This window comes from Nocardioides perillae, assembly GCF_013409425.1.
GTDB lineage: Bacteria > Actinomycetota > Actinomycetes > Propionibacteriales > Nocardioidaceae > Nocardioides > Nocardioides perillae.
On record NZ_JACCAC010000001.1, the window covers coordinates 422,584 to 445,784 of the forward strand.

The window sequence follows — 23,201 nt, forward strand, 5'->3', positions numbered from 1 at the left end:
CCCCCGCCGACCCCTCGGCGTCACCCGCAGGTCGCCGCAAGTCGGTGGAAGGTTGTCGGTGCCACCTGTCAGGGTGAGACCCGTGACGACACGACCCGCAGTGCGCGCCGAGGGGCTGGTCAAGACCTACGGCGACGTGCGAGCCCTCGACGGGCTCGACCTGACCGTCCCGGAGGGTGCCGTGCTCGGCGTCCTCGGGCCCAACGGCGCCGGCAAGACGACGGCCGTCAAGGTGCTGACCACCCTCGTGCGACCCGACTCCGGCACGGCCGAGGTCGCCGGCGTCGACGTGCTGGCCGACCCCGCGGGCGTGCGCCGCTCGATCGGCGTCTCGGGGCAGTACGCCGCGGTCGACGAGTACCTCACCGGCTTCGAGAACCTCGACATGGTGGGCCGGCTCTACCACCTCGGCAAGCGGGCCTCGCGCGAGCGCGCCCGCGAGCTGCTGCGCGAGTTCCGCCTCGAGGACGCCGCGGACCGACCGGCGAAGACCTACTCCGGCGGCATGCGCCGACGCCTCGACCTCGCGGGCGCCCTGGTGGCCCGCCCGCCCGTGCTCTTCCTCGACGAGCCGACGACGGGTCTCGACCCGCGCTCGCGCACCGACATGTGGGAGGTCATCAAGGGCCTGGTGGCGGGCGGCACGTCGCTGCTGCTCACCACGCAGTACCTCGAGGAGGCCGACCTCCTCGCCGACAACATCGTGGTCATCGACCACGGCCGGGTGATCGCCGAGGGCACCGCCGACCAGCTCAAGGCGCAGGTGGGAGGCGAGCGGCTCGAGATCACGGTGCACGAGGCCGACCGGCTCGACCGTGCCGCCGAGGTGCTCACGCCCATGGCCGTCGGCCCCGTGGTGCGCGAGGAGCAGCGCCGCGGCCTGCTCGTGCCGGTCACCGGCGGGGCGGCCCGGCTCGCCGAGGCGCTGCGCGCCCTCGACGCCGAGCAGATCACCGTCGACGACGTCGGGCTGCGCCGCCCCACGCTCGACGACGTCTTCCTGACCCTGACCGGTGGCACCGCCGACGCCGGCACCGAGACCACGGAGGTGGGCCGGTGAGCGCCCTCAGCCCGGTGACCGACGGCCTCGTCGTCGCCAAGCGCAACCTGATCAAGATCAAGCGGGTCCCCGACCTGCTGGTCTTCACCACGCTCAGCCCGATCATGTTCGTGCTGCTCTTCGCCTACGTCTTCGGCGGCGCGATCGACCGGAGCGGCGGCGGCAGCGCCTACCGCGAGTTCCTCATCGCCGGCATCTTCGCCCAGACGGTCGTCTTCGGCGCGACCATCACCGGTGCGGGCCTCGCCGAGGACGTGCAGAAGGGCATCGTCGACCGGTTCCGCACCCTGCCGATGTCACCGTCGGCCGTGCTCTTCGGCCGCACGCTCTCCGACGTCGTCAACAACGTCATCGTGCTCGTGGTCATGTCGCTGACCGGCCTGCTCGTCGGCTGGCGCATCCGCGAGGGCGTCGTGGACGCCGCGGTCGGCTTCCTGCTGCTGCTCGTCTTCGCCTACGCCATCAGCTGGATCATGGCGTGGATCGGGTTGCTGGTGCCGACACCCGAGGTCGTCAACAACGCCTCGTTCATCATCATCTTCCCGCTGACCTTCATCGCGAACACGTTCGTGCCGCTCTCCACGCTGCCGGGCCCGCTGCGCACCTTCGCCGAGTGGAACCCGATCTCCGCAGTCACCCAGGCCGCCCGTGAGCGGTTCGGCAACACCGCGGGCGTCGACGAGCGCGAGCTGACGTCGTGGGCCCTGCAGAACCCCGAGGTCTACACGCTGATCTGGTCCGCGATCGTGCTGGCGGTCTTCGTGCCGTTGGCCAACGCCCAGTTCCGCCGCTCGACCAGCCGCTGACCGGCGTCGGCCCACCACACGTCTCGGGGATCCACGTGTCCGCACACCACCACCGTCACCGCACCCGCCACCGCACCCGCACCGCAGCAGCCGTCCTGCTCCTCACCACGGGCCTGGCCGCCTGCACCGGAGGCGGCGGAGGGGACGAGGCCGACCGGGCCGCTGCCCGCGCCGCCGCCGAGCAGGCGGTCCGCGGCCTCGCCGCGCGCGACCTGGCCGAGGTCCCGCTCGCGGACGGGGCCGACCCCGCCACGGCCACGGCCGCGCTGGTCGAGGTGGTCGACGGCATGGGCGACCTCGAGCCCGCGGTGACCCTGGACGAGGTCGAGCACCTCGCGGGCGGACAGGGCGGAGAGAGCGGAGGGAGCGGTGAGGGCAGCGAGGGCGCACCCCGCGCCACCGCGACGCTCCGCTGGTCGTGGCCGCTGCCGAGCGGGGCGTGGACCTACACCAGCCGGCTGGCCCTCACCGGCACCGGCACCGGCGACTGGGCCGCGGCGTGGTCCCCCGACGTGGTCGAGCCCTCGCTGCGCCCGGGCGAGGAGCTCGAGCTCGTGGAGCTCGCCCCGGCGCGAGGCGACGTCCTGGGCCGCGGCGGTGCCGCGCTCGTCACCGAGCGACCGGTCGTGCGCGTCGGCGTCGACAAGACCCAGGTCGGCCGCGCCGGCCTCGACCGGGCGGCGCGCACGGTGGCACAGGCCGTCGACGTCGACCCCGCGGCGTACGTCGAGCAGGTGCGGGCGGCGGGCCCCCGGGCGTTCGTCGAGGCGATCGTGCTGCGCCAGGAGGACACGACCCCGCGACTCGTGCGACGCCTGCGGGCGACGCCGGGCGCGGTGACGATCGGCACGACGCGACCCCTGGCGCCCAGCCGCGACTTCGCCGCGGCGCTCCTCGGCCGCGTCGGCGAGGCCACCGCCGAGGTCGTCGAGGAGTCCGGCGGCCGCGTGCAGCCCGGTGACCTGGTCGGCCTGTCCGGGCTCGCGGGGCGCTACGACGAGCAGCTCGCCGGCACGCCCGGCGTGCAGGTGCGCGCCGTGGTGGTCGGAGACGACGGCGCGACGGGCGAGCCCCGGGTGCTCCACGAGGCCGACCCCGTCGACGGCGAACCGCTGCGCACGACCCTCGACCTCGAGCTGCAGACCCGCGCCGAGCAGCTGCTCGCCGACGTCGGGCCGCCGAGTGCCCTGGTGGCGCTGCGCCCCTCGAGCGGCGAGGTGCTGGTGCTCGCCGACGGCCCGGGGTCGGCCGGGCTGCCCACCGCCTCCTTCGGCCAGTACGCCCCCGGCTCCACCGCCAAGGTCGTCACCGCGCTCGCGCTGCTGCGCGCCGGCCTCGGGCCCGACGACACGGTGACCTGCGCGCCGCAGGAGGTCGTGGACGGCCGTGCCTTCTCCAACTACGACGACTACCCCGCCGCCGACCTCGGCCGGATCACGCTGCGGCGGGCGATCGCCAGCTCGTGCAACACCGCCCTCATCGCGGAGCGGCGCCGGGTCGAGCCGTCACGGCTGACCGAGGCCGCCGCCGCGCTCGGCCTGGGCGTCGACCACGACCTCGGCTTCCCGGCCTACTTCGGGCAGGTGCCCCCGCCTGCGTCGCGCACCGGCGCGGCCGCGGCCCTGATCGGCCAGGGCCAGGTGCTGGCCTCCCCGCTGGCGATGGCCGCCGTGGTCGCCTCGGTGCAGGCGGGCCGCGCCGTGCTGCCGCAGCTGCTGCCCGACCAGCGGGTCGACCAGGTGGCACCGACGACGCCGCTGACCGAGCGCGAGGCCGCGCAGCTGCGCGACCTGCTGCGCGCCGTGGTGACCTCGGGCAGCGGGTCGGCCCTGGCCGACGCGCCGGGGCCACCGGTGCTCGCCAAGACCGGCACGGCGGAGCACGGCGAGCCCGACGCCGCCGGCGAGCTGGCCACGCACGCCTGGATGGTCGCGGCCCAGGGCGACCTGGCGGTGGCCGCCTTCGTCGAGGACGGGGCGTCGGGATCCCGCACGGCCGGTCCGCTGCTGGAGGCCCTGCTGCGAGCGGCTCGCGACCTGCGGTGACACCTCCTCGGGCTGGGCGCCGTGGGGGCAGCCTCAGCGGGCGTCCTCGCGCAGCGACGCGCCGCGGGCGCCGCGCACGGTGAGGAGCGCGCTGACGACGGCCACCGCGCCGAGCGCCGCCAGCGCGAGCGCCGCACTCGCCAGCAGCCGCCCGCCGTCGACGTCGGCCACGAGCGCGGGGGTGCTGAGGTCCTCGCCGAAGCCGAGCGTCACGGTCCGTGTGACCACCCACTGCGCGAGCGTGCCGGCGCCGAGACCGGCGAGCGCCGCACTGCCGAGCACCACGCCGGTCTCGCGCACGACCGCGGAGACGACCGTGGCGCGCCGCACCCCCACCACCCGCAGCGCCGCCGCGTCACGACGACGCGCGGGCAGCTGCACCGCGGTGCTGACCACGAGCCCGGCCGTCGCCATCAGCAGCACGAGCGCGGCGACGACCAGGTAGAGCCGCAGCGCCAGGGCGTACGCCGAGCGGTCCAGCGCCGCGCGCGTGCCGGCCAGCGTCGCGGTCTCGACGAGCCCCTGGCCGGCGAGGGACTCCCGCACCGCCGCCGGGGCGTCGGCGGCGACGAGCACGGTGGTGGTGAAGGCCTCGTCGTAGAACGGCCGGTCGTTGGCCAGCACGGTGGCGTCGACGAGCACCCCGGCCGGGCCGGTGAAAGGCGTGCTCGCGGCGGTGCCGCGCGGCTCGACGACCAGGTCGCCCGAGCTGAGCCGCAGCACCGTGCGGCCCTCCTCGTCGGTCTCCAGCCCGGAGACCGCGTCGGCGCCCACGAGCACCGGGGCGGCCAGCGGCACCCCGCCGGAGGTGAGCCGCACGACGGCTTCGTCGTCCCCGCTGTCGACCGCGAGGGTGAGCTCCCCGTCGGCGGCGGTGAGGTCGGTGAGGGCGCCGGCCGCGGCGTACTCCGGCGTGGGGGCCCACCCGGCCTCGTCGAGCGCGCCGGGCACGGGCTCGCCGTCGACGGTGAGGTCGCGCAGCACGACGCTGCCGCTGAGCCGCACCTGCAGGCCGGCGGCGCGCCCGACGGTGAGGCCCTCGAGCCGGCAGCCGGCCTCGCACCCGCCCAGGTCGGTGGTGCGCGTCGTCGCGCGGCCGGCCGGGTAGGGGCCGAGGTAGGTGCGGGCGGGCTCGCCGTCGGGGGTGCGCAGCCGCAGCTCGACGACCAGCGGCTCGGCGGCGCCCCGCGACGGGCGCGGTTCGACGGTCAGGCCGACCTCGCGGCCGACCAGCCGCGGCACCTCCCCCTGCGGCCCGATGAGCCCGGCGACGTCGGCTGCGTCGCGACCGGGGGTCCAGGTGTCGGGCCAGGCACCCACCCGCGCGAGGCGCGTCGTGTCGACGACGCTCAGCCGCTGCCGGCCGAGGGCGCCGCTGCTGGCCGCCATCAGCCAGCGGCCGTCGGGGTCGAGGTCGTGGGTGAGCTCGACGGTCGCGGCGAGCGGCAGGTCGGAGCGCCAGACCGAGGCCGCCGGCGCCGCCGTCGCGGCCACGCTGCCGCGCCAGCCCGCCGCGGCGTCGTGCACGCCGACCGAGAAGACGCCGACGGCGACCGCGGCGGTGAGCGGGAGGACGACGAGCGTGCCCTCGCGGCGGCGCGACAGGGCGCGTGCGGCGACGAAGCCGGCGAGCGAGCGGCTGCGGGCGCGGTGGCGGGTCCACCAGCCGGCCACCCGACCGGTGAGGCGCACGGCGGCCAGGCCCGCGACGACCGCGAGCAGGACCGGCAGCACCAGGTCGGTCGCGTCGGGCCGGTCACCCTGCGCGCCGCCGAGCTCGGTGGCGAGCACCGCGAGGGCCGCGGCCCACACCAGCAGCTCGAGGACCAGCCCGGTGCGGGTGCGCCCCGTCGGCCGGCGGGCGCCCGCGAGCTGCGCGGCGAGCCCGGTGCGCAGCACGAGCCCGACCGCGACGACCGCCACCCCGACCGCCGCGAGCACGACGAGCGCGGCCGCGACCAGGCTGAGGCCCGGCAGTCGCACCGGCAGCCCCGGCACCAGCCACGCCCGCGCGAGCACCCACGCCAGGGCGTAGCCGCCGGCCACGCCGAGGGGCACCGCGGCGAGCAGCACCACCAGCGGCTCGGCCAGGCCGAGCGCCCACAACCGCCGGCCCGTGAGACCGCGCAGCGAGGCCAAGGCGAGCTCCGGCACCCGCAGCTCACCGGCCGCGAGCAGCAGGCGCAGCAGCAGGGCGAGCGCGACCAGCACGAGGGAGAGCACCGCGGGTGCGACCGACGACCGGGCGGTGGCCTGCTCGGCCTCGACCTCGGCGGCCACGGCGCGCAGGTCGTTGAGCGACACCCCGGTCAGGCGGCCGCCCGGCGCGTCCGCCTCGACCTCGGCCAGGCGCTCCGCGGCGGCGACGGCCGGGGCGAGGTCGGCGGTCGTCCACGTCGGGTCGACGGCCAAGGGTGCATCGAGGCGCAGCGACCACGTGCCGGCAGGCAACCGGTCGAAGACCACGGCGTCCACGACCAGCGGTGCGGGACGGTAGGGCTGCTCCCCGCTGCCGGAGTCCTCGCCCTGCGCCGGCGTGCTGACGAAGCGCAGCGCGTCGAACCAGTAGTCGTCGGCCGCCGGCGCACGGTAGCTGCCGACCACCTCGAGCAGGAGGCTCCGCCCGCCGGCGTCGACCGCGACGATCGAGCCGAGGTCGACGCCGCTGCGCTCGAGGTCGCCCTCGAGCAGCAGCACCTCGTCGGCCCCGCTCGGACAGCGACCGGTGACGGCCAGCCGCGCGCAGGCCCCCTCCTTGGCGAGCAGCTGGACCTCGCCGCCGAGGCCCGGCAACCGCGTCGACTCGCGCTGCACCCGCAGCGGGGAGAAGGGCCCGGGGTCGAGTGCCGCGACCGCGCCGCGGGCGGACGCCTCCGCGCCGGCGGGGTCGGCCCCGGGCTCGAAGACCCAGGTCAGCCCGGTCAGCGTGGCGGGGGCGTCGTCGAGGCGGGTGACGAGGTAGCTGCTGGTGACCGCGACCGAGAAGACCGGCCCGAGCACGGCGCTGCCCACCGCGAGCAGGGTCAGCAGCACCGAGCCGGCCGACAGCAGCGCCCGCGCGCGCACGCCGCGCAGCACCGTCGCCAGGCCCGTCGAGCCGGTGCGTCCGCTCACCCCTGCACCTCCTCGCGCAGCACCGCGGGGGCCGTGTGCCGCTCCCCCACGCGCCGCGCCCCGGCACCGACGAGCACGCACACCGCCACCGCGCCGAGCAGCGCGAGCGCCAGGGCCCCGGGGTCGGCCGCGGGGTCGAAGGCGACGGCGGTGCGGGGCACGCGCACGAGCGGCAGGTGCGGCAGCAGCAGTGCCACCGCCGCCAGGCAGCCGACCGCGCCGGCGACCGCCACCGCGACCGCCTGGCCGAGGACGTCGAGGCGACCCGCGGCCCGCAGGGTCGGGCGCGGCACGCCGAGCAGCCGCAGCGCCGCCACCTCCTGGCGGCGGGCGGCACGGCGGCCGCGCGCGGGAGCGGCCACGGCGACGACGGCGACGACCGCGGCCAGCACGGCCACCACGGCGTACGCCCGTGCCTGGGCGGCGCCGGTCGCGTCGCGCACCTGCGCCGCCACGTCGTCGAGGGTGCGCACGGACCCGCCGCCCTCGGCGGCCAGCGCGCGCAGCACCGGCGCCGGGGTGTCGGCGCGGGCGAGCACCAGGACGCGGCTGTCGGCCACCCCCGGCGGCGAGGCCGCGACGGCCGAGGCGAGGTCGGCGAGCACGCCCTCGCCCTCCACCAGGGGCAGCGCCGGCAGCGTGGCCACCACCCGTGCCGGGCGCCGGTCGCCGCCGGGCCCGCTGACGGTGCCGACCTCGCCCTCCGCGCGGCCTGGCGCCCGTCCCACCGACGGGTCGGAGGTCGCCCCCGGTGACGCACCCGGCGCCGCGAGCACCGGCAGCACGCTGCCCGCGGCGGCGGGCACGAGCGCGACGTCGTCGCCCAGCAGACCCGTGGTGCCGATCCCGCCGGCCCAGGTGACGACCCGGCGCTCGCCGTCGGGCGCGAGCGCTGCCTGCGGGTCGAGCGGGTCCCACCCGGCGGCGAGCAGGTCGGTGCCACCGACGCGCAGCGCCCGCACGCTCACCCGGGGCGCCGGACGCCCGGGGGCGGGACCGAGCAGCAGCCGCGTCGCGACGCACCCCCGGGCGCAGCCGGGCAGCGCCGCCGCGCCGCCGCGCACGGTGCCGTCGGGGGCGACGTCGAGGCGCAGCACGGCGGTCTCGGTGTAGTCGGCGTCGGCGACGTAGTCGACGCTCAGCAGCAGCGACCCAGGCTCGGCCCCCCGGGAGACCGCGTCGACCTCGAGGCGGTCCCCCTCCACCAGCACGGCGCGGCGCCCGGCCGGCAGCCGACGCGCGAGCCCGGCGACCCGCGCAGCACCGGTGGGGTCGAGGTGCTCGCCGCTGACCCGGGCCAGCCGGCGGGCGTCGACGAAGGCACGGCGCTCCGCTCCCTCGCCGCCGTCGACGACGGCGGCCGCGGCCAGCCAGTCGCCGGCGGGGTCGAGGTCGCGCGTGGTGCGCAGCGCGGCGGCCGCGCTGCCGTCGTACTCGACGACGAGCGGTGCGCCCGCCCGCAGTCGTGCGGTCTCCTCGGCCCACCCGTCCACAGCGCCTGCGCCGGTGAGCGCGAGCCCGGCGACGACGGCGGCCGCGACCAGCAGGCGCACGGCCGCGGCGCTGTCGGCGGCGCGCCCGAGCCGCCGCACGGCGAGGAAGGCAGCGGTGCCGCGCCGCGCGGTCAGCGGGACCGCCGCGCGGGCGGCCAGCCGGAGCCCGAGCACAGCCGCCTCGCCGACCGCGAGGCCGACGAGCGCGGGCGCCGCGAGGGTCACCAGGTCGGCGTCGACGGCGCCGTCCCCGACCACGCGGCTGCGGTACGCCGCCACGACGGCCGCGACCACGACCAGCACGCGGGCGAAGAGCGTGCCGGCGCCCGCGGCGCGGGTGCGGCGCGCGGTGCCGACCTGGTCGGCGAGCGGTTCGCACACCACGCCCGCGGTGCCGACGAGGACCCCGACCAGTCCCACGACGACCACCGCCAGGCAGGCGACCACCGTGCCGGGCGTGGGCACAAACGCGGCGGCCCGGTCGAGCCAGGCCGCGGCCGAGGCGCGGGCGAGGAGCAGGCCGAGGGGCACGCCTGCGGCGGTGCCGAGCAGGAGTGCGGCGAGCGGCTCGCCGGCGAGCCGGCCGACCACCTGCGGCACGTCGGCGCCGCGCAGCCGGGCCAGCGCCACCTCGTCGCGACGTGCGACGGCGAGCTCGCGGCCGACGGACGGCACGGCGACGAGGCCGAGCACCAGCAGCGGCACGACGAGGGTCGGCGAGGTGCCGGCGGCCTGCGCGAAGCCGGTCACCCCGACGGTGCCGGCGACCACAACGAGCGTGAGCGCGAGCAGGGCGAGGAGCAGGGCGCGACGCCGGAGGGCGCCGCGCAGCGCGCGGCTCATCCGACGAGCGGGCGGGCCGGCACGAGCCGGCCCTCGTCGAGCGCGTGGTGGTCGTCGCAGGCCGCGACCACGGCCGGGTCGTGGGTGGCGACCACCACGACGGCGCCGCGGTCGGCCTCGGCGCGCAGCTCGGCGAGCACCAGGCCGCGGTTGCCCTCGTCGAGCTCGCTCGTGGGCTCGTCGGCGAGCAGCACGTCGGCGCCGACCACGAGGCCGCGTGCGAGGGCGACGCGCTGCATCTGGCCGCCGGAGAGCTCCTCGACCTGCCGGTCGCCGAGGTCGGCGACGTGGAAGCGGGCGAGCGCGGCCTCCGCCCGCTCGTCGGCCTCTGCGGCGCGCACCCCGCGGGCGCGCAGCGCGACCGAGACGTTCTCGCGGGCCGACAGCACCGGCACGAGGCCGTAGACCTGCAGGACGAAGGCGACCTCGGGGCGCGGGTCGCCGCTGCCCCGCCAGGTGGGCGAGCCCGCGAGGGTCGCGGTGCCCTCGCTGGGGGCGAGCAGGCCGCCGGCGACGGAGAGGAGCGTGGTCTTGCCCGACCCGCTCGGTCCCGAGAGCGCGGTGAGGCGGCCTGGGGGGAAGGTGACGTCGACGCGGTCGAGCAGCAGCCGCCGCTCGGGTCCGACCGCGAGGGAGACGTCGCGCACCTCGAGCGGGCCCACGGGCGGGCGCGCGGGCGGGCTCACGGCGCCGCTCGCGGGCCGGCTCACGAGTGGTCCTCCGGGCGGCTCACCACGAGGCGGCGCTCCTCGGGCTCGATGCGCACCAGCGTGCCGGCGGGCCACTCCGCGGCGAGGTGGCTGGGCAGGTGGAGGACGCCCTCGGCGCCCACCACGGCGTACTCCGAGCCGTCGCGCCCCTCCGCGCCGACCCGGCCGCCCTTCATCGTCACGGTGCGGGGGAAGGTCGCGGCGACCTCCGGCTGGTGGGTCACCACGACGACGGTCGTGCCGAGGTCGTCTCCGAGGCGGTGCAGCAGCGTGAGCACGTGGTCGCGGTCCTCGTGGCTGAGCTGGCTGGTGGGCTCGTCGGCGAGCAGCAGCTGCGGCCCGGTCGACGCCGCGCAGGCCAGGGCGAGGCGCTGGCGCTGACCGCCCGACATCGTCGCGACCACCTGGTCGAGCTGCTGCGCGAGGCCGACCATGCGCAGCAGCTCCTCCTCGGGCAGCACCTCCCGGCGCTCGCGGGCCGACAGCGCCAGCCGGGCGAAACCGAGGTTCTGCCGGGCGGTGGCGTAGGTGAGCAGGTTGCGCGAGGCGCCCTGCAGCATCGTCGAGACGCGGCGCGCGCGGAGCCGGGCGAGGTAGCGCTCGCCCATCCGCGACACCTCCTCGTCACCGAGGAAGATGCGGCCGGCGCTGGGTCGCTGGATGCCGCCGAGCAGCGCGAGCAGGGTCGACTTGCCCGAGCCCGACGGGCCGAGGAAGGCCACCCGCTCGCCCGCGTCGATCTCGAGGTCGACGCCCTGCAGCGCGACGACGTCGTGGCCCTCGAAGGTGCGGTAGAGGTGCACGACGCCCTCGCAGCGCACACCGAGCCCGCCGGGCGCGCCGGGCGCACCGGGTGCACCGGGTGCACCGGGGTCGCCGTCACCGGCGCGGCCACCGGACGGCGCGACGTACCCCAGGCTCACCGGCTCCCCCTCCCGCTCCCGCGCACGCACGGGACGCGTGTGCCGTGCAACGAGTCATCCGACCGTCGCGCCCGCCCGGCCCGCAAGGCCGGCGCGCCGATCGTGTCCGGGTCGTGACCGTGGCGCCGAGCTCCGCGCGGTGGTGCTGGACCTGGCTGTGCAACCGGCCGGTGACCGTCCTGGGCAGCACGACCGTACGGAACAGGACGCCCCGGCCACCCGCTCAGCGCGGCGCAGCGGTGACGCGGTAGCGCACGAACGCCGGCACGAGGAGCGCGGCGGCGACGGTGCCGACGACCACCAGCACCCCACCGCCGGCGGCCGCGACGGCGGTGCCGACCGCGGCGGCGGTGGCGCCGTGCGCGACGTCGGCCACCCGCGGGCCGCCGGCGACGACCACGATGAAGACGCCCTGCAGCCGGCCGCGGACCGCGTCGGAGGCGGCCGCCTGCAGCATCGTGGTGCGGAAGGCGGCCGAGACCATGTCGGCCGCGCCGCCGACGACCAGGGCGGCGACGGCCAGCCACAGCCACACGCCGGCCCGCCCGTCGGCCAGCCCGACCGCGACCCCGAAGCCGGTGATCGCGACGCCCCACACCACGATCGCGAGCACGACGGCGAGGCCGTGCCGCTCGACCCGCGACACCCACCCGGAGAAGACGCCGCCCAGCACCGCGCCTGCCGGGATCGCCGCGAAGAGCAGCGCGAAGGCCAGCCCGCCGCCGGCCGGGCCGCCGAAGTCGACGTCGGCGATCTCGGGGAAGAGCGCGCGCGGCATGCCGAAGACCATCGCGACCACGTCGACGACGAACGACATCAGCAGCACCGGGTGCCCGCGCAGGTAGGCGAACCCCTCCACCACCGACCGCAGGCCCGGCGGCGTCACCACGCCCTCGACGGGCAGCGGCGGCAGCCGCACCACGGCGCCGAGGGTGGCGAGCAGCGTGATGCTGTCGACCAGGTAGAGCCAGGAGAAGCCGAGCACCGGCAGCAGCGCCCCGCCCACGAGCGGTCCGGCGATCGCGCCGGCCTGCATGACGGTCATGTTGAGCGAGTTGGCGGCCGGCAGCAGGTCGGCGGGCAGCAGCCGCGGCAGCACGGCGCTGCGCGTCGGCTGGTTGACCGCGAAGAAGGCCTGCTGCACCGAGAAGAGCCCGAGCAGCAGCCACACGCTCCCGACGTCGAGCGCGGCCTGCGCCCAGAAGGCGACCGCGGTCGCGATCAGGCCCACGGTGGTGACGACCAGGATGGTGCGACGGTCGAACGCGTCGGCGAGCGCGCCGCCCCACAGGCCGAAGACGACGAGCGGGACCAGCCCGAAGACGCCGGTGAGACCGACGTACGCCGAGGAGCCGGTCATCGCGTAGATCTGCGCCGGCACCACCACGACCGTCAGCTGCGCACCCACGACGGTGACGATGTTGGCCTGCCAGAGCCGACGGAAGTGTGCGTCCTGCAGCGGTCGGGTGTCGGCCAGCAGGCCCCGGATCTGCACCGCAGGAGGCTACGGCGGCCGCGGGCGGCTACGGTCGGAGGGTGCGCCTCCTCGCCACGCTGCTCGCCCTCGTCTCGGCCGCGCTGCTGCCGCTGGCGCTGACGGCCGCCTGGGCGGAGCGCACGGTCACCGACACGACGGCGTACGTCGACGCGGTCGGCCCGCTGGCCGACGACCCCGCCGTGCGCGATGCCGTCGCCACCCGCCTGACGGGCGTCGCGGAGGAGCAGGTCGCGGCCTCGCTGGGCCCGGTCGTGGGCAGCGCGGCCGCTGACGTGACGAGCCGCGCCAGCCGCGCGGTGGTGGGCAGCGACGCCTTCGCGCGGGCGTGGCGCGACGCCAACGCCGAGCTGCACGCCCAGCTCACCACGGCCCTGGAGGGCGAGCGCAGCGACGAGCTGGTCCTGCGCCTCGACCCGCTGGTCGACGAGGTGCTCGCGACCCTCGCCCGCGACCTGCGGCTGCCCGCGCCGCCCGAGGTCGACGCGCCCCTGCCGCTGCGCGTGGCCTCTGCGCAGGACGCGGACCGGGCCCGGGAGGCCTACCGCCTCGTCGACGCCGCGTCCCCGGCCCTGCCGGTCGTGTGGGCCGCCGTGCTGGTGCTCGCCCTGCTGCCGCGTGGGCGGCGGGCGACGCTGGTCACCGCCGCCGCGGCGTCGGTGGTGACGTGCCTGCTGCTGTGGCTGGCGGTCAGAGCCGGTGGCACGGTCGCGGCAGAGGAGGTGGGGTCGCGCTCGTTCGTCCTCGGTGAGCAGGTGGCGCGCCTGGTCTACGACGAGGTCACCTCGGGCCTGCGGGCCTGGGCGGTCGTGGCCTCCGTCGTCGCGGCCGTCGTGCTGGTCCTCGCCGCGCTGGCACCCCGCCGCCGTCGCAGGAGCGCGCGTGGGTAGCCGGCGCGCCGCGGCGCTCACCCTGGCCGCGTGCCTCCTCGTGGGCTGCAGCGGCGGGACCGACCCGGGCCCCGCCGACGACCGGGCCTCGGCGGGCGACGCCTCCGGCGCCGCGGCCGGGAGCACCCCGGGCCCCGCGGACACGTCGACAGCGCCCGACGGACCGCCCCTGACCGCCGACCTGCGGCAGTCGTCGCGCGACGCGGCGGCCGGGCAGGTGCAGGTGTGGCTGGGCAACGGGACGGGGGCGCCGCTGACCCCCACGCGGCTCACCTACCGCGACGGCCGGCTGACCCGCGAGGTCCTCGCCGAGCGGCTGCGCGAGGTGCCGGCCGGCCGTGAGCTCGGCTTCCCGGTGCCGCTGCCGCCGGCCGCCTGCCCGGTCGACGGCGACGCCGCGGGCGTGCTGGAGGTCGTCTGGGAGGGCGGCCGCGAGGAGGTGCCGGTGACCGACGACAACGGCACGGTCGCGGCGTACGCCACGTCGGCGTGCCAGGCGCGGCGCGTCGCACGGGTGGCGCGCCTCGCCTTCCTCGACGAGGTGCCGACCACCGGCCAGGGCACCGCCGCGACCGCGCGGCTGCTGCTGCAGGTCGAGCCGACCGGACGCGTCCCCGGCGCCACGCTGACCCTCGAGACGGTCAACGGCACCCCCGTGCTCGCGCCCGCGGGCGGTCTGCCCTTCTGGGCCCCTCGGCTGCCCGTGGGCGGGTTGGAGCGGACCCGCGTCATCCAGCTGCCCGTCGCGCCCGCGCGGTGCGACTCCCACGCCTTCCTCGAGGCCGGCGGCGCGACCGCCTTCCGCCTCGACGTGCGCCTCGACGAGCCGGGCCGCGAGCCGCTCTTCGCCGAGCTCGTGGTGCGGATGCCTCCCGCCGGCGCCCGCGCGGCCCTCGACTTCGCGCTCGAGGCCTGCGGCCTCACCGGCTGAGCGGGCGGCCGCCCCTCACGGTCGCGGGTCGGTCCTGGTCCACGGCTTGCTGTCGCGACGGTGGCCGGTGGCGGCCAGGCACCGGCGGCACACCGAGGTGACCCGGTCGGCGTCGCGACCCGTGGCCGGTTGCACGTCGGCCCACTCGACGTGGGAGAAGCGGGCGAGCCCTGCGCGCTTGGTGGGCACGCCGCACAGCGTCTGGTTGGTGCCGCGCAGCCACGCGTGCACCTCGCCGGCAGGCGCGCGCACGCCGTCGGGGTCCACCCACGAGTCCGTCGCCGCCACCGCCGCCCTCACCACCCGCCGTACCCGCCCGGCTCGGGCTCACGCCCGCTCGCCCGCCAGCACCAGCGCACCGCGCTCGTCGTCGCGGAGCAGCCGCGGGGCCAGCCCCGCCCGGGCGTACGCCGCGCCCGCCCCGTCGACCTGCCCCTCGCCCACCTCGACCAGCAGCGTCCCGCCGGGCCGCAGCCAGCGGGGCGCAGCGGAGGCCACCCGGCGCAGCAGGTCGAGGCCGTCGGCGCCGCCGTCCAGCGCCGCCGCGGGCTCGTGCTCGCGGGCCTCGGGCGGCAGCAGGGCGAGGGCCGCCGTCGGCACGTAGGGCACGTGCGCGGTCAGCACGTCGACGGCACCGGCCAGCTCCGGCGGCACCACGGCGTCGAGGTCGCCGCACGCCACCACCGCCGACGCCCCGCCGGGCGCCGCGTCGAGGTTGGCGCGCGCGCAGGCCACGGCCCGCGGGTCCAGGTCGCCCGCGACCACCCGTACCCCCGGCACCCGGTGCGCGACCACCGCGGCCACGGGCCCGGCGCCGCAGCACAGGTCCACGAGCACCGGGGCGTCGGGCCCCGGGGCGTCGGGCCCCGGGGCGGCGGGCCCCGGGGCGGCGGGCCCCGGGCGACCGTCGGCGCGGGCCGCGGTGAGCAGCCGCGCCGCCTCCTCGACCAGCAGCAGGGTGCGCTGGCGCGGCACGAAGACGCCGGGGTCGACCCGCAGCCGCACGCCCCCGAGGAGCACCGAGCCCACGACGTGCTCCAGCGGCTCGCCGGCCACGCGCCGGGCGACGAGGGCCTCCAGCGCGGCGCCGGCCCGCCCGCTGCCGCGCAGCTCGGCGGCCTCCTCCTCGGCGAAGACGCACCCCGCCGCGCGCAGCCGCGCCACCAGCGGGTCCGCCTCGCTCACCGCCCCAGCCTCGCACCCGCCCCACCCCGGCCCTTGCCGTCGGCCGGTATGCAGGAGCCATGGCCGACCAGCCCACGACCCCCGAGCCGACCGAGCCGACGGCCGACCTCGCCGACGACCTGCCGCCGCACGTGCTCGTGCTCTTCGGCGCGACGGGCGACCTGGCGAAGCGCAAGCTCTTCCCGGCGTTCTACCGGCTCGCGGCCTCCGGCCTCTTCCCCCGCGAGTTCGCGGTGATCGGCAGCGGGCGCCACTCCCCGGGCACCGACGAGGAGTTCCGCGCGCAGGTGCGCGAGGTGCTGGCGGACGCGCTCGGCGACGAGGCGGACGCTGACGCGCTCGACGACCTGGTCGGCCGGGTCTCCTTCCAGACCGCCAGCGCCGACGACGGCGCCGACCTCGCCGCCGCCGTCCGCGAGGCCGAGGAGCGGCTCGGCGACGGCGCGCGCCGCCTGCTCTACCTCTCCGTCCCGCCGGGCGCGATGGACGGGATGATCCGGATGCTCGGCCGCGAGGGCCTCACCGACCGCGCGCGGCTGGTGGTGGAGAAGCCCTTCGGTCTCGACCTGGCCAGCGCCCGTGACCTCGACGCGACGCTCGACGAGGTGATCGGGGAGGACCAGGTCTTCCGCATCGACCACTTCCTCGGCAAGGAGGCGGTGCAGAACATCCTGGCGCTGCGCTTCGCCAACGGCCTCTTCGAGCCGGCCTGGGACCGCCACTCCGTCGCCCAGGTGCAGATCGACGTGCCGGAGGAGCTCGGCCTCGAGGGCCGCGGGTCGTTCTACGAGTCGACCGGCGCACTGCGCGACATGGTCTCCACCCACCTCTCCCAGCTGCTGGGCTTCGTGGCGCTCGAGGACCCGGGCGCCTTCGACGCGGGTGCCCTGCGCGACGCCAAGGCCGCCGTCTTCCGCGACCTGCGCCCGCTCGACCCGAGCCGGGCCGTGCTCGGCCAGTTCGAGGGCTACCGCGACGACGAGGACGTCGCCGACGACTCCGACGTCGAGACCTTCGTCGCCCTCGAGATGCACGTCGACAACGAGCGGTGGCGGGGCGTCCCCTTCTGGCTGCGCACGGGCAAGGCGATGGCGCAGACCCGGCGCACGGTCACGCTGCGCTTCCGCGAGCCCGACTCGCACGTCTTCCACGGCTACCCCTGCCCCAACGAGCTGGTCCTCGAGCTGACCGACGACCCGCGGGTCCAGGTCGACGTCCGCGCCAAGCACCCCGGCCCCGCGATGTCGCTGACCCACGGTGCCCTGCGCCTCGACCTCGGCGAGGTCGACCACACGGGCCACGAGGGCGAGGACGAGGCGCACCACGCCCGCCCCCTCGAGGCCTACGAGCGGCTGCTGCTCGACGTGGTGCGCGGCGACCAGACGCTCTTCACCCGCGCCGACGAGGTCGAGCGGCTGTGGGAGGTGGTGCAGCCGTTGCTCGACGAGCGGCCCGAGGTGCACCCCTACCCGGTCGGCTCCTGGGGCCCCGAGGCCGCCGCCGACCTCCCCGCCGGCGGCTGGCGGCTGCGGTGAGCGCACGAGCGGCGGCCCGCCCGTGGTGAACCGGCCCGGCAACCAGCCGGGCGACGCCCCCGCGTGGGGGCAGGTGCCGATCGCCGACCACGGCCTCGTGGGCGACCTGCGCACCTGCGCGCTGGTCGGCGCCGAGGGATCCGTCGACTGGTTCTGCGCTCCCCGCTTCGACTCGCCCAGCGTCTTCGCGGCGGTCCTGGGCGGCGAGGACGCCGGAGCGTGGACGCTGCGTCCGCTCGACGAGGAGACGACGACCCACCAGTTCTACCTGCCCGACACCAACATCCTGGTGACGCGCTTCCACACCGAGGCGGGCGTGACCGAGGTCCACGACTTCATGCCGGTGCTGCGGGCCCACGACCCCGACCACCACCAGCGGCTCGTGCGCCGCGTGGTCTCCGTGCGCGGCACCTCCCGCCTGGCGATGCGCATGGCCGCCCGCCCGCAGTACGCCACCGAGCGCCCCGACCTGCAGCGCACCGACCGTGGCGTGCGGCTCTCCGACGGCGAGGTCGACCTCGCGCTCAGCTCCACGGTCGACCTCGAGCTCGACGGCGCCGACGTCACGGCCGAGGTCGAGCTCGGTCCGGGCGAGTCCGCGCTCTTCGTGCTCGAGGTGCTCGAGCCCGGGGAGGAGATGCGCGGCTGCGGCCAGGGCGACACCCAGGAGCTCTTCGCGGCGACGGCCCGCTTCTGGCGCACCTGGCTCAGCCAGTCGACGTACGCCGGTCGGTGGCGCGAGATGGTCGACCGCGCCGCCCTGACCCTCAAGCTCCTGTGCCACGAGCCGAGCGGCGCCGTGGTCGCCGCACCCACCACGAGCCTGCCGGAGTCGGTGGGCGGCGGACGCAACTGGGACTACCGCTACGTGTGGATCCGCGACGCGGGGTTCACGCTCTACGCGCTGCTGCGGCTCGGCTTCACCGACGAGGCCGCCGCCTTCACCCGCTGGCTCTCCGAGCGCCTCGGCGAGGGCGGCACCCACCGCGCAGAGCACGGTGAGGACCTCGGGCCGCTGCGCGTGCTCTACACCATCGACGGCGAGGTGCCCGAGACCGAGCGCACCCTCGACCACCTGTGCGGTCATCGCGGCTCGCAGCCGGTGCGCGTCGGCAACGCGGCGGTGGAGCAGCTGCAGCTCGACATCTACGGCGAGGTCATCGACGCGGTCTACCTCTTCGACAAGCACGGCCCCGGCATCTCCCACGACGCGTGGGCCGACCTCACGCGGGTCGTGGAGTGGCTCGCCGAGAACTGGCAGCGCCCCGACCACGGCATGTGGGAGATCCGCGAGGAGCCGCGCGAGCACCTCACCTCCCGGCTGATGTCGTGGGTGGCGCTCGAGCGGATGATCCGCGTGGCCCGACGCCGCGGGCTGCCCGGCGACCTGTCGGCCTGGTCACGGGTGCGCGACGACGTCTACGCCGACATCACCGAGCGCGGCTGGGACGACGCGCAGCAGACCTACGTGCAGCACCCTGGCAGCGAGGTGCTCGACGCCGGCCTGCTGCTGATGCCGATGGTGAAGTTCTGCTCCCCCGCCGACCCGCGCTTCCTCGCCACGCTCGAGCGGGTCGAGCAGCGGCTGGTCTCCGACAGCCTGGTCTTCCGCTACGACCTCGACGAGACCACCGACGGCCTGAGCGGCGACGAGGGCACCTTCTCGATGTGCTCCTTCTGGTACGTCGAGGCGCTCACCCGCGTCGGCCGGCTCGACGACGCGCGCCTGGCGCTGGAGAAGATGTTCACCTACGCCAACCACCTCGGGCTCTACGCCGAGCAGGTCGGGCTCTCGGGCGACCAGCTCGGCAACTTCCCGCAGGCCTTCACCCACCTCTCCCTCATCAGCGCCGCTCTCAACCTCGACCGCGCACTGGGGTAGGAGCCGGTCTTGCGTGGCGGGGCACGGCGCCGAGTTCGGCGCAATTGTGCGGCGGACGACGGTTACTGGCCGGTTCCACAGTCGAGTCCAGCACAATTGCGCCCACCTGCACCCCGGACCCAACCGTGACAGCAGTGCTGTCATGATGAGCGCCCCGACCCCCGCACCACCCAGGAGGCAGCCGTGGCCAGCACCACCACCCGCGCGACGAAGGTCGTCGACCGCCCGATCGAGCAGGTCTGGGCGGCACTGGTCGACCACGAGGGCATGGCGAGCTGGGGTCCCGGCCTGCAGGTCACGCTCACCACCCCCGGCCGCGAGGAGCGCAACGGCGTCGGCGCGGTGCGCCGCATCGCCGCGCCCGGGCCGGCGCCCGCGATCGTGGAGGAGGTCACCGAGTGCACGCCCTACGCCCTGGGCTACCGCGCGCTCTCCGGCGTGCCGTTCAAGGACTACTCCGGCCGCGTGACGCTGCGCGACGTCGGCGGTCGCACCGAGGTCACCTGGGCGCTGACCGCCCGCACCCGCGTCGCGCCGGAGAAGCTGGTGCTCGCCGGCACCACCCGTGCCCTGCTCGCCGCCTTCACCCGCTCGCTGCGCCGGTCCTGAGCCCCCGCTCCGCGCGGCCTGCCAGACTCGAGCCGTGCTCGACCCCCTCACCTGGACCCTCGCCGGGCTCTCCCTGCTGATCGCCGCCCTCGCGACGGCGTACGTCGTGCGCGACCGGCTCACCGACCGGTGGCTGCTGGCCCCGGCCGCGCTGCTCGAGGTCGGGCTGCTCGCGCAGCTGGTGGTCGGGGTGGTGCTGCTCGTGACCGACGGCGGCGACGTGTCGGCCGCGACCTTCGTGGGCTACCTCGTCGGCCTGCTGCTGATCGTGCCTGCGTCGGCGTTCTGGGCGCTCGGCGAGCCCAGCCGCGCCGGCACCGCGGTGTGGATCGTCTCCGGGCTGGTCGTGCCCTTCCTGCTGCTGCGCCTCGACGTCATCTGGTCCGCCGGTGCCTGAGCCCCACCCCGAGGCCCCCGGCGCCGCCGAGCCGCGCGCGACCTCGAGCGGCTGGGGACGCGTGCTGGTCGCGGTCTACGCCGTCTTCGCGCTCGCCGCGACCGGTCGCTCGTCGGTGCAGGTGGCGACGGCCTTCGACGAGGCACCGGTCCCCTACTCGCTCACCGTCCTCGCCGCCGCGGTGTACGTCGTGGCGACGGCCGCCCTCGCCTCCACCCGCCCGCTCGCCCGCCGGGTGGCGTGGGTCGCGCTCGGCGTCGAGCTCGCGGGCGTGCTCGTGGTGGGGGTGCTGAGCGTGGTGGAAGGTTCGTGGTTCCCCGACGACACGGTGTGGTCGCGCTTCGGCGCGGGCTACGGCTGGCTGCCGCTCGTGCTGCCCGTGGCGGGCCTCGCGTGGCTGCGGCACACCCGCCCCCGGGGCGGCGCCGCGACCCCGCAGGAGGGCGCCCGCGCCCACCCGCGCGGGTGACATCGGGCCCTCCGGCGGCCGGGTACACACGAGGCATGGCCACCAACAAGCTGCACTACACGACCCCCGGGATGTCGGAGGCCGACGCCCAGCGCGTCATCGAGATCCTCCAGGCCCGGCTCCACGCCGCGAACGACCTGCACCTCACGCTGAAGCACGTGCACTGGAACGTCGTCGGCCCCCACTTCATCTCCGTGCACGAGATGATCGACCCCCAGGTCGAGGCGGTGCGCGGCTTCGCCGACGAGATCGCCGAGCGCATCGCCACCCTGGGCGGCTCGCCGCAGGGCACGCCCGGCCGCCTGGTCGAGGCCCGCACCTGGGACGACTACAGCATCGGCCGTGCCACCACCCAGGAGCACCTCGGCGCCGTCGACGTGCTCTACCAGGGCGTCATCACCTCCTGGCGCGAGAACATCGAGGAGCTCGACGAGCTCGACCTGGTCACCCAGGACATGCTGATCGCCCAGACCGACAAGCTGGAGCTCTTCCACTGGTTCGTGCGGGCGCACCTCGAGGACAAGGGCGGCAACCTCGCGACCGCGGGCGCCACCTCCGAGCAGGAGGCCGCGGCCGCGGCCGCGACCACCGAGCACGGCGAGGCGACCAGCACCCTCTGACGCGTGCCGGCCCGGGCCGACCGGCCCGGGCCCACCGGCGCGGACCCAGCCGGACCCCGCCAGACGCAGACGGCCCCTCCGACCACCTGGTCGGAGGGGCCGTCGTCGCTGGTCAGCCCTGCACCGTCGGGTAGTCGGTGTATCCCTCCGCGCCGCCGCCGTAGAAGGTGGCCGGGTCCGGCTCGTTCAGCGCGGCGCCGGTGCGCCACCGCTCGACCAGGTCGGGGTTGGCCAGGAACGGCCGGCCGACGGCCACGAGGTCGGCGAGGTCCTCCACCAGCACCTGCTCGACGTCGTCGAGGGTGGTCACCTCGACGAAGCCGGAGTTGAGCACGACCGGGCCACCGAAGCGCTTGCGCAGGTCACGCACCAGGTCGGCCCTCGGGTCGGCGAGCACCGAGAGGTAGGCCAGGCCCAGGTCGGCGATGCCCTCGACCAGCGCCTCGTAGGTCGCGCGGGTCTCGGCCTCGTCGTCCTCGAGCACCCCCTGGATGCCGTGGGCGGGGCTGATGCGGATGCCCACGCGGTCGGCGCCGATCGCCTCGGCCACCGCGCGGGTCACCTCGACGACGAGGCGGGCGCGGTTCTCGGGCGACCCGCCGTAGGGGTCGGTGCGGGTGTTGCTCGACTGACCGAGGAACTGGTGCAGCAGGTAGCCGTTGGCGGCGTGCACCTCGACCCCGTCGAGCCCCGCCTCGACCGCGTTGCGGGCGGCCGTCACGAACTCCTCGACGATGCCGGGGAGCTCGTCGGTGCCGAGTGCGCGAGGCTCGGCGTGGGGCTGCGAGCCGGTGGCGGTGACGATCTCACCGGGCGCGGGGATCGGGCTCGGGGCCACGGTCTCGAGGCCGCCCTTGTTGTCGGGGTGGGCGATGCGGCCGACGTGCATCAGCTGCGCGACGATGCGCCCGCCCTCGGCGTGCACGGCGTCGGCGACGAGGCGCCAGCCGGCGACCTGCTCGGGGCTGTGCAGGCCCGGCGTGCCGAGGTAGCCCTGGCCGACCGCGCTGGGCTGCGTGCCCTCGCTGACGATCAGCCCGGCGCCGGCGCGCTGGGCGTAGTAGGTCGCGTTGAGCTCGGTCGGCACGCCGCCCTCACCCGCCCGGTTGCGGGTCAGCGGGGCCATCACGAAACGCTGCGGCAGGTCCCATCGGCCCACCCGGACCGGCTCGAAGGCCTTGAGCTCGCTGCGGTCCTGGGTCGCGTCGGTCTTCTCGGTCATCGCGTCCACCTCTCGTGCGTCGGGATCCGGTGTCGAGGAGGCCCAACCCCTGGGGGTGAGTCGCTCTTCCCGACCACCGGCGTGTCGGCGCTGTGGCGCGCCTCACGCGCGTCACCCGGCGCAGTGGGTCCGGTCTGCCACGATGGCGTCATGACACGCCTGGGAGGGGCGGCGCTGAAGGCGCTGGTGCTGGAGATCGTCGGCTGGGTGCTGGTCGTGGCCGGGGTGGCGGCGCTGGCGCTGCCCGGCCCCGGGCTGCTGCTGCTCTTCGGCGGCCTCGTCGTGCTCTCGCAGCGCTACACGTGGGCCGAGCGCCGGGTCGAGCCGGTGAAGCGGCAGGCGCTCAAGGCGGCCTCCGACGGCGTGCAGACCTGGCCCCGCATCGCCGCCTCGCTGCTGGGCGTGGTCTGGCTGGTCGGGCTCGGCGTCTTCTGGGGCCTGCGACCCCCGGCGCCCGACTGGTGGCCGCTGCGCGAGTCGTTCTGGCTGATCGGCGGCTGGGGCGCGGGCGCGACCCTCATCGCCTCGGCGCTCTTCGCGCTCGGCCTCCTGGTCTTCAGCTACCGCCGCTTCCGCACGCACCCCTACGACCCGGGTCGCGTGCCGGCCGACGGCGTCGACCCGGCCCCGGAGCGCAGCAGCCGCTGACGGTCCCCGCGGCCGGCGCGTGGGTCAGCGGCGCCGCAGGCTCAGCGGCGACCGCGCGAGCGGCCGGCGAGCGACTCCGCGACGCCGATCAGCGCGACCGCGGCGATGATCGCGACCACGGCGCCGAGCACGTTGAGCTCGAAGACGTCACCCGTGCCGAGCGCGCTGGCCACCGTGCCGCCGATCACCGAGCCGGCAAGGCCGAGCAGCAGGGTCCACAGCAGGCCCAGGCGCTGCCGGCCCGGCTTGATGAGGCGCGCGAGCGCACCGACGACGAGGCCGAAGACGACGAATCCGATCATGGTCACGACGCTACTCCTGCTG

21 protein-coding genes are annotated in these 23,201 nt (G+C 76.7%); 12 read left to right on the forward strand and 9 right to left on the reverse strand.

The window, feature by feature from the left end; all coding sequences use genetic code 11:
* Positions 1-82 precede the first annotated feature (82 nt).
* Genes BJ989_RS01985 through BJ989_RS01995 form a run of 3 tightly spaced genes read left to right on the forward strand, consistent with a single transcriptional unit; the run spans position 83 to position 3,911 of the window.
* The gene (locus tag BJ989_RS01985) at positions 83-1,060 is read left to right on the forward strand and encodes an ATP-binding cassette domain-containing protein (RefSeq protein ID WP_179516785.1); all 978 of its coding nucleotides are present in this window, start codon (positions 83-85) and stop codon (positions 1,058-1,060) included.
* Entirely contained in the window at positions 1,057-1,866 is an 810-nt protein-coding gene (locus tag BJ989_RS01990; protein ID WP_179516786.1) for an ABC transporter permease, read from the forward strand. Before BJ989_RS01985 ends, BJ989_RS01990 begins: the two co-directional genes overlap by 4 nt.
* 35 nt (positions 1,867-1,901) lie before the next feature.
* Positions 1,902-3,911, forward strand: coding sequence for a penicillin-binding transpeptidase domain-containing protein (locus BJ989_RS01995; RefSeq protein ID WP_179516787.1), 2,010 nt, complete (start codon positions 1,902-1,904; stop codon positions 3,909-3,911).
* Positions 3,912-3,944: 33 nt separating this feature from the next.
* On the opposite strand, the gene BJ989_RS02000 is transcribed toward BJ989_RS01995, so the two are convergent.
* The 5 genes from BJ989_RS02000 to BJ989_RS02020 all read right to left on the reverse strand — a co-directional run bounded on the left by BJ989_RS02000 (position 3,945) and on the right by BJ989_RS02020 (position 12,489).
* Positions 3,945-7,025, reverse strand: coding sequence for an FtsX-like permease family protein (locus BJ989_RS02000; protein WP_179516788.1), 3,081 nt, complete (start codon positions 7,023-7,025; stop codon positions 3,945-3,947).
* Positions 7,022-9,361, reverse strand: coding sequence for an FtsX-like permease family protein (locus BJ989_RS02005; protein ID WP_179516789.1), 2,340 nt, complete (start codon positions 9,359-9,361; stop codon positions 7,022-7,024). Before BJ989_RS02005 ends, BJ989_RS02000 begins: the two co-directional genes overlap by 4 nt.
* A complete protein-coding gene (locus tag BJ989_RS02010) occupies positions 9,358-10,071 on the reverse strand; it encodes an ATP-binding cassette domain-containing protein (protein WP_218848671.1) in 714 nt (237 codons plus the stop codon). The genes BJ989_RS02005 and BJ989_RS02010 overlap by 4 nt, the downstream gene beginning before the upstream one ends.
* Positions 10,068-10,994, reverse strand: a complete 927-nt coding sequence (locus BJ989_RS02015) for an ABC transporter ATP-binding protein (RefSeq protein ID WP_343049009.1) — start codon at positions 10,992-10,994, stop codon at positions 10,068-10,070. The genes BJ989_RS02010 and BJ989_RS02015 overlap by 4 nt, the downstream gene beginning before the upstream one ends.
* A 223-nt stretch (positions 10,995-11,217) precedes the next feature.
* Positions 11,218-12,489, reverse strand: a complete 1,272-nt coding sequence (locus BJ989_RS02020; RefSeq protein WP_343049010.1) for an MFS transporter — start codon at positions 12,487-12,489, stop codon at positions 11,218-11,220.
* Between the two features lie 41 nt (positions 12,490-12,530).
* On the opposite strand from BJ989_RS02020, the gene BJ989_RS02025 reads away from it, so the two are divergent.
* Together BJ989_RS02025 and BJ989_RS02030 are read left to right on the forward strand one after the other, a co-directional pair.
* Positions 12,531-13,379, forward strand: a complete 849-nt coding sequence (locus BJ989_RS02025) for a hypothetical protein (protein WP_179516790.1) — start codon at positions 12,531-12,533, stop codon at positions 13,377-13,379.
* Positions 13,372-14,310, forward strand: a complete 939-nt coding sequence (locus BJ989_RS02030) for a hypothetical protein (protein WP_179516791.1) — start codon at positions 13,372-13,374, stop codon at positions 14,308-14,310. The genes BJ989_RS02025 and BJ989_RS02030 overlap by 8 nt, the downstream gene beginning before the upstream one ends.
* 15 nt (positions 14,311-14,325) lie before the next feature.
* Here the strand turns inward: BJ989_RS02030 and BJ989_RS02035 are convergent, their stop codons facing one another.
* Positions 14,326-14,598: a hypothetical protein gene (locus BJ989_RS02035; protein ID WP_218848672.1), complete on the reverse strand. Its 273-nt coding sequence runs from the start codon at positions 14,596-14,598 to the stop codon at positions 14,326-14,328.
* A 39-nt stretch (positions 14,599-14,637) separates the two neighbouring features.
* Entirely contained in the window at positions 14,638-15,495 is an 858-nt protein-coding gene (locus tag BJ989_RS18545; protein WP_179516793.1) for a methyltransferase, read from the reverse strand.
* A 59-nt stretch (positions 15,496-15,554) separates the two neighbouring features.
* On the opposite strand from BJ989_RS18545, the gene zwf reads away from it, so the two are divergent.
* The 6 genes from zwf to BJ989_RS02070 all read left to right on the forward strand — a co-directional run bounded on the left by zwf (position 15,555) and on the right by BJ989_RS02070 (position 21,007).
* Entirely contained in the window at positions 15,555-17,030 is a 1,476-nt protein-coding gene (zwf, locus tag BJ989_RS02045; protein ID WP_179516794.1) for a glucose-6-phosphate dehydrogenase, read from the forward strand.
* A gap of 22 nt (positions 17,031-17,052) precedes the next feature.
* The gene (locus BJ989_RS18550; protein WP_179516795.1) at positions 17,053-18,912 is read left to right on the forward strand and encodes a glycoside hydrolase family 15 protein; all 1,860 of its coding nucleotides are present in this window, start codon (positions 17,053-17,055) and stop codon (positions 18,910-18,912) included.
* Between the two features lie 183 nt (positions 18,913-19,095).
* Positions 19,096-19,521 carry an SRPBCC family protein gene (locus BJ989_RS02055; RefSeq protein WP_179516796.1) on the forward strand — a complete coding sequence of 142 codons (426 nt, stop codon included), beginning with the start codon at positions 19,096-19,098 and terminating at the stop codon, positions 19,519-19,521.
* Between the two features lie 34 nt (positions 19,522-19,555).
* Positions 19,556-19,918, forward strand: a complete 363-nt coding sequence (locus BJ989_RS02060; protein ID WP_179516797.1) for a hypothetical protein — start codon at positions 19,556-19,558, stop codon at positions 19,916-19,918.
* A complete protein-coding gene (locus BJ989_RS02065) occupies positions 19,911-20,387 on the forward strand; it encodes a hypothetical protein (protein WP_179516798.1) in 477 nt (158 codons plus the stop codon). Before BJ989_RS02060 ends, BJ989_RS02065 begins: the two co-directional genes overlap by 8 nt.
* Before the next feature lie 35 nt (positions 20,388-20,422).
* Positions 20,423-21,007: a Dps family protein gene (locus BJ989_RS02070; RefSeq protein ID WP_179516799.1), complete on the forward strand. Its 585-nt coding sequence runs from the start codon at positions 20,423-20,425 to the stop codon at positions 21,005-21,007.
* A 112-nt stretch (positions 21,008-21,119) separates the two neighbouring features.
* On the opposite strand, the gene BJ989_RS02075 is transcribed toward BJ989_RS02070, so the two are convergent.
* Entirely contained in the window at positions 21,120-22,229 is a 1,110-nt protein-coding gene (locus tag BJ989_RS02075; RefSeq protein WP_179516800.1) for an alkene reductase, read from the reverse strand.
* Positions 22,230-22,379: 150 nt separating this feature from the next.
* Between BJ989_RS02075 and BJ989_RS02080 the strand changes: the two genes are divergently transcribed.
* On the forward strand, positions 22,380-22,877 hold the full coding sequence (locus BJ989_RS02080) for a PGPGW domain-containing protein (protein WP_179516801.1): 498 nt from the start codon (positions 22,380-22,382) through the stop codon (positions 22,875-22,877).
* A 41-nt stretch (positions 22,878-22,918) separates the two neighbouring features.
* Here BJ989_RS02080 and BJ989_RS02085 read toward each other — a convergent pair whose 3' ends face one another.
* The gene (locus BJ989_RS02085; RefSeq protein WP_179519294.1) at positions 22,919-23,179 is read right to left on the reverse strand and encodes a hypothetical protein; all 261 of its coding nucleotides are present in this window, start codon (positions 23,177-23,179) and stop codon (positions 22,919-22,921) included.
* Between the last annotated feature and the right edge of the window lie 22 nt (positions 23,180-23,201).